This window comes from Brevundimonas sp., assembly GCF_018608325.1.
Lineage (GTDB): Bacteria > Pseudomonadota > Alphaproteobacteria > Caulobacterales > Caulobacteraceae > Brevundimonas.
In genome coordinates this window covers 3876-16239 of record NZ_JABAZW010000166.1, presented here as the reverse complement: position 1 = coordinate 16239, position 12364 = coordinate 3876, and the positions used below count along the sequence as shown (strand labels likewise).

At 65.1% G+C, this 12364-nt stretch carries 12 protein-coding genes; 4 read left to right on the top strand and 8 right to left on the bottom strand.

The annotated features are described in order from the left end of the window. The 6 genes from QZ281_RS16675 to QZ281_RS16650 form a co-directional block, all read right to left on the bottom strand. Positions 1-1079, bottom strand: a 1079-nt coding sequence (locus tag QZ281_RS16675; protein WP_292230310.1) for a serine hydrolase domain-containing protein, incomplete at its 3' end; no start/stop codon positions are given. A 113-nt stretch (positions 1080-1192) separates the two neighbouring features. After that, on the bottom strand, positions 1193-1633 hold the full coding sequence (locus tag QZ281_RS16670; protein WP_292230308.1) for an acetyltransferase: 441 nt from the start codon (positions 1631-1633) through the stop codon (positions 1193-1195). Between the two features lie 13 nt (positions 1634-1646). Continuing rightward, on the bottom strand, positions 1647-2261 hold the full coding sequence (locus tag QZ281_RS16665) for a glutathione S-transferase (RefSeq protein WP_292230306.1): 615 nt from the start codon (positions 2259-2261) through the stop codon (positions 1647-1649). A gap of 28 nt (positions 2262-2289) precedes the next feature. Continuing rightward, positions 2290-3564, bottom strand: coding sequence for a nucleoside transporter C-terminal domain-containing protein (locus QZ281_RS16660; RefSeq protein ID WP_292230304.1), 1275 nt, complete (start codon positions 3562-3564; stop codon positions 2290-2292). 77 nt (positions 3565-3641) lie between these two features. Further along, on the bottom strand, positions 3642-4070 hold the full coding sequence (locus tag QZ281_RS16655) for a CBS domain-containing protein (protein WP_292230302.1): 429 nt from the start codon (positions 4068-4070) through the stop codon (positions 3642-3644). Between the two features lie 136 nt (positions 4071-4206). Next, entirely contained in the window at positions 4207-4878 is a 672-nt protein-coding gene (locus QZ281_RS16650) for a rhomboid family intramembrane serine protease (RefSeq protein ID WP_292230300.1), read from the bottom strand. A gap of 119 nt (positions 4879-4997) precedes the next feature. Here QZ281_RS16650 and hfaA point away from each other — a divergent pair, with 119 nt between their 5' ends. From hfaA to hfaD, 3 genes are read left to right on the top strand one after another with little or no spacing between them, the layout of a single operon-like run. Further along, positions 4998-5435 (top strand): holdfast anchoring protein HfaA, encoded by a 438-nt coding sequence (hfaA, locus tag QZ281_RS16645; protein WP_292230298.1) that lies wholly within the window; start codon positions 4998-5000, stop codon positions 5433-5435. Next, entirely contained in the window at positions 5432-6445 is a 1014-nt protein-coding gene (gene hfaB, locus QZ281_RS16640; protein ID WP_292230296.1) for a holdfast anchoring protein HfaB, read from the top strand. The genes hfaA and hfaB overlap by 4 nt, the downstream gene beginning before the upstream one ends. Then, on the top strand, positions 6375-7637 hold the full coding sequence (gene hfaD, locus QZ281_RS16635; protein WP_292230294.1) for a holdfast anchor protein HfaD: 1263 nt from the start codon (positions 6375-6377) through the stop codon (positions 7635-7637). Before hfaB ends, hfaD begins: the two co-directional genes overlap by 71 nt. A 12-nt stretch (positions 7638-7649) precedes the next feature. Here the strand turns inward: hfaD and QZ281_RS16630 are convergent, their stop codons facing one another. Then, positions 7650-8270 carry a DJ-1/PfpI family protein gene (locus QZ281_RS16630; RefSeq protein ID WP_292230291.1) on the bottom strand — a complete coding sequence of 207 codons (621 nt, stop codon included), beginning with the start codon at positions 8268-8270 and terminating at the stop codon, positions 7650-7652. Between the two features lie 242 nt (positions 8271-8512). Here QZ281_RS16630 and QZ281_RS16625 point away from each other — a divergent pair, with 242 nt between their 5' ends. Further along, entirely contained in the window at positions 8513-11332 is a 2820-nt protein-coding gene (locus QZ281_RS16625) for an insulinase family protein (RefSeq protein WP_292230289.1), read from the top strand. Positions 11333-11468: 136 nt separating this feature from the next. Here the strand turns inward: QZ281_RS16625 and QZ281_RS16620 are convergent. Next, on the bottom strand, positions 11469-12364 hold an 896-nt coding region (locus QZ281_RS16620; RefSeq protein ID WP_363298146.1), incomplete at its 5' end, for a hypothetical protein.

Sequence of the window (12364 nt, the reverse complement as noted above, 5' to 3'; positions counted from 1 at the left end):
GCCAGGATCACCGTCCCGCCGCGCGCCAGGGTCATCAGCTCCCCACCCAGCTTCAGCGGCGCCGCCCCGTTCAGATTGCCCAGCACCACCACCGTCATCCGGTTCGTGGTGTCATAGGCCATGTAGGTGTTGAACCCGTCGATGGCGCCGGAATGGCTGATGATCGTGTCCTCGCCGTCCTTGGCGATCTCCAGACCCAGGGCGTAGTTGTTGCGATAGGGCGTAGTCAGAGCCGCCAGCGACTGTGGCTTCAGCAACCGCCCGCCGAACAGCCCCTGCTCCCACTTCAACAGATCATGTGTCGTGGAATACAGGCCGCCCGCCCCTTGCGGCACGCTCATGTCCACATAGCCAGCGTTGATCACGCCCTCGCGGCTGGGCGTATAGCCCGAGGCCCGGCGCGGCAGGATGGCGTCATGGGTGTCGTATCCGCTGTCGCCCATGTTCAGCGGCTGGAACAGGTTCTGCGCCACGAAGTCGGCATAGGTCTGGCCGCTGACCTTCTCGATGATCGCTGTCAGCACCACATAGCCCGAGTTGGAATAGGCCCACTTCGCGCCCGGCTGGAACGCCAGAGCCTGATCCCGGAACCGCGCTATCAGGGCCTGCGCCGTCGTCGGCAGGGTCTTCTTCGCCTCGAAACCCTCCAGCCGCGTATAGTCGGCCAGACCCGCCGTGTGCGTCAGCAGGTGGCGCACCGTCACGCGGTCCCAGGCCGCAGGCGCATCGGGCAGATAGGTCTTCACCGGCGCATCCAGATCGACCTGCCCGCGCTCGTTCAGCAGCATGATGGCCACGGCGGTGAACTGTTTGGTCACCGATCCCAATCGGAACTTGGTGGCGCCGTCGTTGGGGATCGACCATTCGCGGTTGGCCAGACCATAGCCCCGGTCCAGCAGGATCTGGCCGTCGCGCGCCACCAGGACCGAGCCGGAAAACTCATCCCTGTCTGACGCCGCACGGACGACCTGATCCATCCGCCCCGCATCCTGCGCCAGAACGGGCGTGGCGGTGATGGCGAACAGACAGAAACCGGCGGCGGCCAGACGCAGACCGCCGCAAAGAACAGATTTGGACACTATGGAACCCCTGACAGGCGTGATGTTCACGCTATGCGGGGTAGAGGCGCCGAGCCGTGCTTACGGATGCCGCGGCTGACCTTATCTTTCTGTAATGAAAGTCGCTTCGCCGCTCAGACCGGCTGATGACGCAGGTGGATCAGCGGATAGGGGCGTCCCTGCCCGTCCAGATCAGAGCGGCCCGTAGCGACAAAACCGATCCGTTCGTAAAAGCCGACCGCCTGCGCATTCTGTTCGTTCACATCGGTTGTCAGCCCAGGTTGGCTGCTCAGGGCATGAGCGACCAGAGCCCGCCCCACACCCTGTCCTCGACTGTCGGGATCGATGAACAGGGCCTCCATATGCGACCCGTCCACCAGCATGAACCCCACCGCCCGGTCGTCAGCGTCCACCGCCAGCACCAGAGGCACGTCCGGCAGGAACTCCGCAACCTCGCCCCCGATGGCGGCCCGATCCGACGGCGTCAGGAAATCGTGGGTGGCGTCGACCGCCCGGTTCCAGATTTCAACGACACGTGCGCCGTCGGTCGGGGCCGAAGGACGAATATCAACCATTGATTAACCTTGATTAAGCCCCTGCCTTGGACGCAGGTCGTGCCTTGCACGCCTCCATCCAGCGCGCCAGATTCTCAAACTCTACGGGCGGCCGGTATTTGATCAGACGCCCGAACTCCAGCCCGACCAGGGCCACGATGTCAGCGATGCTGAACCGGTCGGCGATGAACTCACGTTCGGCCAGACGCCGGTCCAGCGTCTTCATGAACTTCTCGGCGCTGCCCAGATTATAGTTCGCCACCTCCGGCTGAGGCGCTTCCAGAGCCGCCAGTGCGGGATGGCTGAAGCGCACGCCCATCATCATCGGATTGGCCAGATAGATTTCGCTGCGCCGCATCCACATCTCGATCACCGCCTGCTCACGCGGGTCAACGCCGAACAGATTCGGCTCGGGATACAGCGCCTCCAGATAGCGGGCGATGGCGATGGATTCAGAGATGGTCGTCTCGTCGTCCAGCTCCAGCGCGGGCACATGGGGCGCGCCCACCTTGTTGCGGTACTCCGGCTGGTAGTGCGCGCCTGACAGCAGATCCAGTTCGACGATCTCTATGTCCTCGATCCCCTTCTCGGCCATGACCCAGAGGACACGACGCGGATTGGGCGCGCGGTGCGAGGTATAGAGCTTCATCAGAGCGTCTCCGTTGTTTTTAGAAACGCTACTGCCCGAACACCGCCGCTGGCAAGCTTCCGACGACGGCGGCGCTCATCAATGTGGCCAGGAAGCCCGCGAACAGCGCCTTCCAGATCAGGCTCAGCACCTCTTCGCGACGATCCGGCATCAGCACCGACAGACCCGTCACCGTAATGCCGACCGAGCCAATGTTGGCAAAGCCGCACAGGGCGTAGGTCATCAGCATCCGCGTGCGTTCGCTCATGTCGCCCAGCGGAATCTTGCCCAGTTCGATGAAGGCCTTGAACTCGGTCAGGGTCAGTTTGACGCCCAGCAGCTTGCCTGCCTGCCCTGCCTCCTTCGCGTCAACGCCCGCCAGCCAGGCCAGCGGCGTGAACAGGACGCCCAGAATACGCTCAACCGTCAGCGGCTCGCCGAACACGACGAACCCGCTCAGCATCACATTGACCAGGGCCACCAGGGCCACAAACACGATCAGCACCGCCGAGATGTTCAGCACCACCATCAGGCCGTCGGACGTGCCCTTGGAGATGGCGTCGATGGCGCTGTCGTACTTCAGGGCTGAATCATAGCTGATCTTCTGGACCGCCTGCTTATCCGTCTCGGGCACGATCACCCGCGCCAGCAGCACCCCGGCGGGCGCCGAGACGATGGAGGCCACCAGAACGTGACCCGCCGCATTGGGCAGGACGTGGGCCAGAATGGTCGCATAGGCCACCATGGTCGAACCGGCGACGGTCGCCAGACCCACGGTCATCATCAGGAAGATTTCAGACCGGCTCAGCTTGTCCAGATAGGCCTTGATGACGATCGGGCTTTCGATCGTGCCCAGAAAGATGTTGGCCGCCACGGCCAGTGCCGATGCCCCGCCCAGACCCATGGTCCGCTGGAACAGGAAGCCGAAACCCCGGATCAGCCACTTCAGGATCTTCCAGTGCCAGAACAGCGCCGACAGGGCCGAGATCACCAGGATCAGCGGCAGCACATTGAAGGCGAAGACGAACAGCACGTTCTGATCCGCCACCTGATACGGCTGCGAACCGCCGCCAAGATAGCCGAAGACGAACTGCGTCCCCTCCGCCGTGGCCTTGGCCAGACCGTCGATGGCGTTGGTCACCGCGTCCAGCACGATGCGCGAGCCCGGAATGCCGAACAGCACCAGCACCAGACCGGCCTGAACCAGCACCGCGCCGATCGCCAGCTTCCACGGGAAGACCCGCCTGTTTTCCGAGATCGCCCAGCAGACTGCGACAATGACAACCAGGCCAAACAGGCTCTGGAGGTTCAGAAGACTGAACATCTATGATATCCCTTGCCGGAACCCGCGCCCGGCTGATCGCGCCTTCAACGGCAACAGGCCCGCGCTGGCAAGGGGGTTCAGCCCGCCGCGATATAGGTTCTCAGACTTTCCGCCTCCTGCGCGTGCTCGGCGATCTGGCATTTGACCACGTCACCGATGGAGATGACGCCTGCCAGTCGTCCATCGGTCAGCACCGGCAGGTGCCGGATGCGCCGGTCGGTCATGCGCGTCATCAGGGTGGACATCTGCTCAGAGGCTTCGGCGTATATAACCTTTGAGGTCATATAGTTGCTGACCGCGCGCGTCAGGGCCGCCGCCCCGTCCGCCGCCACCGCCTTGACGACGTCGCGTTCGGAAAACACCCCTGCGACACGGTCCCCGTCACAGACCACCAGCGCCCCGACCCGCTTCTGCTCCAGCTCCTGACAGGCTTCGGCGACGGTCACGTCCGGCGTGATGGAAAAAACGGCGCTTCCCTTGGTCTTGAGGATCTCGGCGACAAACATCGCGGCTCCCTTCTCTCTCTGTGTGAAAGAGACGACCGCAGGGCCGGAATGGCGACAGGGCCGCTCAACCGGGATGATCGCTCAGGCGGCGGACGAAATCAAACCGCACCGCTCGCCATGATTGAGGGCGCGGTAATCAGGCCGCTTCTTCCTCGATCAGCACGCCGCGCTTGAACAGCCGCCCCAGCGGGCCGATGGCCAGAATGCCGACCACGAACCCGACCGCATGGGCCTCCCAGGCGATCTGCGCCCCCTCGGCGCCGGGCATATAGCCGACCACGCCGGTGAACAGATTGACCGCCATCCAGGCCAGAGACATGGCGATGACCCGTTTGTCGAACAGAGGCCGCACCCGCCCATGCGCGCCCAACAGACGCGTCGCCGCGCCGATCAGGCCGAACACGGCGCCGGATGCTCCCACCATCGGATTGGGCGAGCCCCAATGGATCAGCCCATAGCCCAGGGCCGCCAGCACTCCGCACGACACATAGAACAGAAGAAAGACGCTCGGCCCGATACGATCACCGAACAGACGCGCCACCGGCGCCCCGAACGCCACCGCTGCAACCGCATTCATCAGGGCGTGCGGCCAACTGGCGTGCAGCAGCATGGAGGTAAACAGGCCGCCCCACCGCCCCTGCTCCAGATCAGCCGGCGCAAAGGCCATGCTGGCCCCCATGTCGGGCAATTGCTGCTGGAAAAAGAACAGGACAGGCATGGAAAGCGCGATCAGCAGCACCGGCAACGGCACGTTGAACATCGGCTCATGCGGCTGGGGTGTGTCGAATCGGCTGTTTTGTCGGGCCATATTCATCAAATGCGCGGCGCCCCCTCTCACATCAAGCGCTTCTTAATAACCTTAACGCAGGTTGTGGGCTGGGTCGTGTTCTCGGCCCGAGTTCGACCCGTGGGTTAGGAGACGTCAGAATGCCCGCCAAGAGGCTGATTCCGACCGCAGCAGTGCTGATCGCCGTTCTGTCTCCGACAGTCGCATTGGCCCAGAACAACGGCTCAGCCGGCGCCTCCAGCTTCCAGCAGGGGTACGGCGGCGCGCGCAACGCGACCTCGACCCAGACCACCGGCTCCACACGCGACGCCAATGGCAACCGCCTGATCATCGACGGCATCATCCAGTCCGGCGCCTCATCCTATTCGCGGGAATCGGGCGGCGCCGCCTCGGCCTACGCCGGTGCAGGCGGCGGATCGCGCAACGGCACGACCATCGGCGGCTCAACCGCCATCGGCAACCAGTTGAACGTCGTGGTTCAGGGGCGAAACAACGTGGTCATCGTGAACTCCACCCAGACCAACAACGGCGCCATCAACGCAGGCACCAGCCTGAACGGAAACATCAACCTGCCATGATCCGCCGCACCCTTCTTCGCAGCGTCACCGGCGCCGCCGCCTCCGCCCTGCTGCTGGCGGGCTGTGTCAGCCCCAGCGCCGGGCCGTCGGGCCTGTACGCAACGCCCATCGGCAATGCGCCGGTCACGGCCAACCCGACCCCCTATTCGGCGGCGCTGTACTGCCTGGCCGACTATGCCCGTCGCTACAACCTGCCCTCGCCGCGCATGGCCGTGGGCCGGATCAGCGACTACACCGGCACGGTTTCCGCCGACGGCGGCCGCCAGATCACTGGCGGCGCCTCGCTGATGGCCAACTCAGCTCTGGCCAAGGCCGGCGCCCGCATCGTTGAACGCTACGACACCTCGGTGTCCGAGCTTGAACTGCGCTACGCCAACAACAAGCTGATCGGCGACAACGCCCCCAACGCCCAGGGCCCCGAAGACACCCAGTACCGCCGCATCCTGGCCGGCCAGGTCCCTGGCTCGGACTTCTACATCGTCGGCGGCGTCACCGAGGTGAACTACAACATCCGCTCGGCCGGTTTCGACGCCGCCCAGGGTGAAGTGGACAGCAAGCGCCCCGGCTCGACCCTGCTGAACGGCCGCATCTATGTGATGAACATCGCCATGGACCTGCGTCTGGTCCAGACCTCCACCCTGGAGGTGGTCGATGTCGTCTCCTATCAGAAGCAGATCATCGGCCGTGAAATCTCGGCGGGCGTGTTCGACTTCCTCAGCGGCAACGTCTTCGACATTTCCGCAGGCACCGGCGGCATGGAGCCGACCCAGTTGGCGGTCCGCGCCCTGGTCGAACGCGCCACGGTCGAGTTCATGGCCAATCTGTACGGCGCCCCCGGCCCCGAAATCTGCCTGAACCCCGCCAATGACCCGCTGCGCGATTCCACCGTCGGCCCGACCGGCGGCTTCTATCCGGCTTACCCAACCACGGACACCAACAATGGCCAGACACGCGCCGATCCGTCTCGCTGGCATGATCGCCGCGACGGCGACGTTCGCCGCTCTCGCTAATAGCGCGAGCGCACAGGCCGTTCCCACCTGCCCGCCGGAAACGGGTTCGGCCTGCACGAACAACCAGACCCAGAACGGCCGTGTCATCGCCGAGGTGAACCTCGACGTGGCGGTCGGCCAATTGAACGTGTCGAACGGCGCGGGGGGCAATGTGCTGATGGGCGGCATCCGCGACACTGCGGGCGCCGTGATCTCGCGCCAGACCCTGACCGCCCCCGTAACGGCCCAGACCAACGCCAACGTCAACGGCGTCACCGAGGGCTTCGTCAATTCCGCCACCCAGGCGACCGGCAACTACACCCAAGTCTATACCGAGAAGGCGACTTTCGACGTCAACTCGACCCAGACGGCGACAGGCGACAACGTCAGCGCCCGCACTAATCTGCATGGCCCCACCACCCACATCCTGAAGGGCGGTGAGGTCACATCTGCGGCCAACGCCAACAGCGCCCTGATCGGCGGCCCCTCCGCCATCCTGACCGGCACGGTCAACCAGCAGAGCCAGACCACGGTCTTCGCCGAGACGGTCGCCGACCTTCAATACATCCCCGCGCCGATGGCCTTCGGCTCTCAGGCGGCGGCCAACTCGGTCCAGACCAACACCACGGGCGCCTCGCACCAGAACCTGACGGTCAATCAGGTCAACAATCCCTCGACCGTCGAAGCCCGCACCGACATCTATGTCGACAACGGCTGGAACCTGGCCGCCCGCGCCCAGGCCAACGCCAACCGCGCCGCTCTTTATAACGCAGGCGGCTCCATGCTGGCGCGCACCAACCAGACCAACGAAGGCCGCGTCGTCGCCGACGCCCGCGCCCAGACCAATCTGCAGGGCCAGACCGCCGTCCACGCCCGCGCCGTCGCCAACGAAGTCATCGCCGGCAACAACGACATCTACCTGAAGCTGGACAACACCCAGATCAACTCGGGCGGCGTCCAGGCCACCGCGACCTACAATGGCGTCAAGGGTTACGACAGCTACGTCAGCTCGGACGCTATCGGCAACAGTGTGACAGGCTACGCCTGCTCCAACTGCGGCGGCGAGATCAACTTCAACAACAACCAGGTCAACAACGGCGCGATCACGGCGACCACCAACGTCAACATCGCCCAGCCGAACCGCAACGTCGCCGTCGGCGCCAACGCCATCGGCAACTCTGCGACCTTCTTCATCTCCGGCTCGGGCAACTAGGGCCAGGCCCGGTCAGGCCGCGACGGGCGTCCTGACCGGCAGAAAGGGCGTCACCGCCCCCAGCGCCGCTTCGACATAGGCGGCTTTCTCGCCCACCGGCGCGACATAGTGGATGGCCTCCTCGGCATCCTTGACCGAGGCCAGCCGCGCGATGATCCAGGCGGCCAGATACTGTGACGCCATACAGCCGCCCGCCGTCGCCACATTGCCGTGCGCCACGAACGGCGCGTCCAGCACATCCACCCCGGCCTCGATCACCCACGGCTTGGTCGTCAGGTCGGTGCAGGCGGGCAGGTTCCCGACCAGCCCCAGCCTGGCCAGCATCAGCGTGCCTGAACACTGCGCCCCGATGATCTGACGCGTCGGGTCCAGCCGGATCTGCGCCATCAGGTCGCCATCCGCCGCCAGTTCGCGCGTCTTGATCCCGCTGCCGATCAGCACGGCGTCAGCGGTCGCGACGAACGCCAGCGGCTGCTGACGCTGGATCGTGACGCCGTTCATCGAAGTCACTTCCGGCGTCGGAGACGTGATCTGCGCTCGCCAGCCCTTGGCCTTCATCCGGTTCAGGATTCCCGCTGCAATGAAGGAATCCAGCTCGTTGAATCCATCAAAGGTCAGAACCGCGATCTGCACGTCAGTCTCCATAAAACCACTACAGGCCGACCACGCCGACCGTCCGGAGACGCTATCACAGCCTTTGCAGCCACGCTTCGGTTTGCGGCCGCGAAGCTGCGAAAAGCGTCTTGCGTCAAAATGGACGGGCGGGCGATCCGTCTTGCTCCGCTCCCGTCCCTACCCTACTGCGGATTCATCGCCTCATCTGAGGTTGCAGATTCTGGAGCGGCACATGCGTTCTGCGCGTCATCTTCTACTCGTTGCGGCGTCCAGCCTCGCCTTGGGCGCCGGGCTGGCGGCTACAGCCGGAGCTATTCCCGCCTTCGCCCAGGGCTCAGGCCGCCAGCGACATTCCCGCCGACGCCGCCGTCCGTTTCGGCCAGTTGCCCAACGGCATGCGCTACGCCCTGCTGAAGAACGCCACGCCGCCCAATCAGGCCTCGTTCCGCCTGCGCATCGCCGCCGGTTCTCTGATGGAGCGTGACGACCAGAAGGGTCTGGCTCACTTCATGGAGCACATGGCCTTCAACGGCACCAAGGACATCCCCGAGACCGAGATGCTGCGCATCCTTGAGCGTCTGGGTCTGGCCTTCGGCGCCGACACCAACGCCTTCACCAGCTTCGACCAGACCGCCTATGTCTTGGAACTGCCCAACACCCAGGACGAAACCGTCGACACCTCGCTGCATGTCATGCGCGAGATGATGTCCGACGCCCTGATGAACGAGGCCGACATTGATTCCGAGCGCGGCGTCATCGTCGGTGAGGAGCGCACCCGCAACTCGCCGCAACTGCGCGTGCTCAAGACCCAGCTGGGCCTGCTGGCCCCCGGCCAGCGCCTGTCGCAGCGCCTGCCGATCGGTGACCTGAACATCATCCGCACCGCACCGCGACAGCTGTTTGTCGACTTCTACGACGCCTATTACCGTCCCTCGCGCGCCACCTTCATCGCCGTCGGCGACTTCGATCTGGACGCGATGGAAGGCAAGATCCGCACCGCCTTCGCCTCCTGGACGCCCAAGGCGCCGGACGGCCCGCAGCCGGATCTGGGCGTGGTCGCCCCGCGCCAGCCGGAAACCAGCATCATCGTCGAGCCGGGCATTCAGTCCTCGATCCAGCTGAACTGGATCAAGACGCCCGACCTGTCGCCTGACACCGCCGCCAAACGCTCTGAGGCCCTGCGCCGCAATCTGGGTCTGGCCGTGCTGAACCGCCGTCTGGGCGAGATGGCGCGTGAGGACAACCCGCCCTTCGTCGGCGCGGGCGCCAGCTACCAATCCCTGTTCCGCAGTCTGGACGCCGGCACCCTGGGGGTCGCCTTCAATCCCGGCGAATGGAAGCGCGCCCTGGACGCCGCCGAGCAGGAAAGCCGCCGTCTGGCCCAGTTCGGCGTCACTGACGCCGAACTGCAGCGTGAGATCACCGACACCCGCACCGCGCTTCAGAACGCGGTCGCCACCGCCGCCACCCGTTCGACCCCCGCCCTGGCGAACAGCCTGCTGGGCGCCGTCAACGACGAGCGCGTGTTCAACTCGCCCCAGACCTCGCTTGATCTATTCGAACAGGCCGTGCGTGGCCTGACCGCCGATCAGGTCAACGCCGCCGTGCGCCCGGTCTTCGAAGGCCAGGGCCCGCTGCTGCTGTTCTCCAGCCCGGTCGAGGTCGAAGGCGGAGAAGCCGCTGTCACCGCCGCCCTTCAGGCCTCGCGTCAGGTTCCGGTCACCGCCCGCGCCGAACAGGCCGCACTGGAGTGGCCCTATTCCAACTTCGGAACCGCCGCCGTACCGGCGTCGCGCACCGAGGTCGCCGATCTTGGCGCCACCCTGGTCCGCTTCCCGAACGGCACCCTGCTGAACATCAAGCCGACCAAGTTCCGCGAGAACCAGATCGTCATCAGCGCCGCGACCGGCAATGGCGAACTGGGTCTGCCCGCCGACCACGTCACGGCCATGTCCATGGCCGCCACCGTCATGGGTCCGGGCGGCACCGGCAAGCTCAGCGTCGATGAGCTGACCCGCGTGCTCAGCGGCAAGGTTTACAGCGCCAATGTCTCGCAGGGCGGCGATTCCTACACCTTCACCGGCGCCACCCGCCCCGAAGACCTGCAGCTGCAGATGCAGATTCTGGCCGCCTATCTGACCGATCCCGGCCTGCGCGCCGCCCCGTTCGAGCAGACCAAGGCCATGTTCCCGCAAATCCTGGCCCAACTGGACGCCACGCCTGCGGGCGTGTTCCGTCGCGACGGCTCGGGCCTGCTGGCCTCGGGCGACAAGCGTGAGACCACGCCGACCGCCGCCGAGATCGCAGCCATGAAGATCGAGGACATCCGCACCGGGGTTCACGCCGCTCTGGCGCACGGCCCGGTCGAGATCACCGTCGTGGGCGATGTGGATGTGGATCAGGTGATCGCCGCCGTCGGCTCGACCTTCGCGGCCCTGCCGGATCGTGGACCGGCGCCTGCGCCCCTGGCCGGATCAGCGGTCCGCCGCTTCCCGGCCCCGACCGCCACGCCTGTGCGCCTGACCCACAGCGGCCCGGCGGAACAGGCCCTGGCCTTCGTCGCCTGGCCCACCGTCGATCAGATCAACGACCGCACCACGGCGCGTCAGCTGGGCATCCTGTCCGACGTGCTGCAACTGCGCCTGAACGAGGAAATCCGCGAGAAACAGGGTCTGGCCTATTCGCCGGACTCCAGCTCGACAACCTCGGACGTCTTCCCCGGCTATGGCTATGTGTCCGTCACCGCCGAAGTCGCGCCCGAGAACCTGAGCAAGCTGTTCACGGCCGTCGACGCCATCGCCGCCGATCTGCGTGACAAGCCGGTCAGCGAGGATGAACTGAACCGCGCCCGCCGCCCGGCGGTCGAGCGTCTGCGTCGCAGCATGGCCGACAACACCTACTGGCTGATCCAGTTGTCCGAGGCCCAGTCCAACCCCGCCTCTCTGGACCAGACCCGCAGCCAGATCACCACGGTCGAGGCGGTCACCGCCGCCGACCTGCAACGTCTGGCCAATACGTATCTGAAGCCCACGACGGCCTGGCGCGCCGAAGTCGTCTCCGACAAGGCGACGCCTCAGTAGGCCTCGGGCCATAAGAAAAGGCCCCGGTTCAATCGTGAACCGGGGCCAGTCTTCAGGATCATCGACGGAGAGCCGATGGTCTTATCTTGTCGCTCAGCGCCTGAGCGGCGTGTGAACAGGGCCATTAGGCTCCCGTTCAGAACACCCGGCCGCCGACGCCGCCGTCCAGGGTGATCGTGCCGGTGATGACGCCGGCGCTCTGGACCTGTTCCTCGCGGTACTCGGTGTATTCTTCCTCACGATACATCGTCAGGATCTTCACGCCCGCGCCATAGCGGCGCAGCAGCGAACGTTCGTTGCAGTCACGCTCCGGCTTCTCGGGACGGCAGACCAGTTGACCGCCCTCGCCGAACCACAGGGATTCATGCTTGCGGCAGGTCAGGGTGTTGCCGTTGTCGAAGCTGATGTTGCCGTCATAGTCGGCGATGGTGGCCTGCAGCCAGGTTCCCGCCAGGCAGCGATACAGTTCGCCATTATAGTCTTCACCGATCTCACGATCCGGGCGCACCTGGGATGCGGGGTGCGGAATCTGGCGGTCGTCAATGCAGACAGCCTGGATCACCACCCGCTTCATCGAGCGACGGAAGGCGGTAAAGGGCGTGCGCACGGTCTGGGCGATCATCCCCTCGACCGCCAGACCCTGGATCGTCGTCGGATAAGGTTGATCGACCGACACATAGGCCGATCCGCCACCGCCGCCCAGGCCGTTCGAACCCATCCAGCTATGGGCGTTCACGCCGCTGCGCGAACCGGCCCGCAGATAGTTGGAGCTGGTGTTGGAGTTCGAGTTGCCGTTGTTATTGACGTTCACATTGACGTTGATGTTCTGGTTCTGGTTCCAGTTGTTGTTCTGGTTCCAATTATTGTTGTTATTCCAGTTGTTATTGTTGTTCCAGTTGCCGCCGTGACCGGGCCAGCCGGGCTTGCCGGGGCCGCCGGGACCGCCAGGGCCGCCGCAACCGTTTCCACCGCCGTTGCCGCCGCCATCATCGCCACCACCGTTTGTACCGCCAAAACCGGTCATCTGGTTGA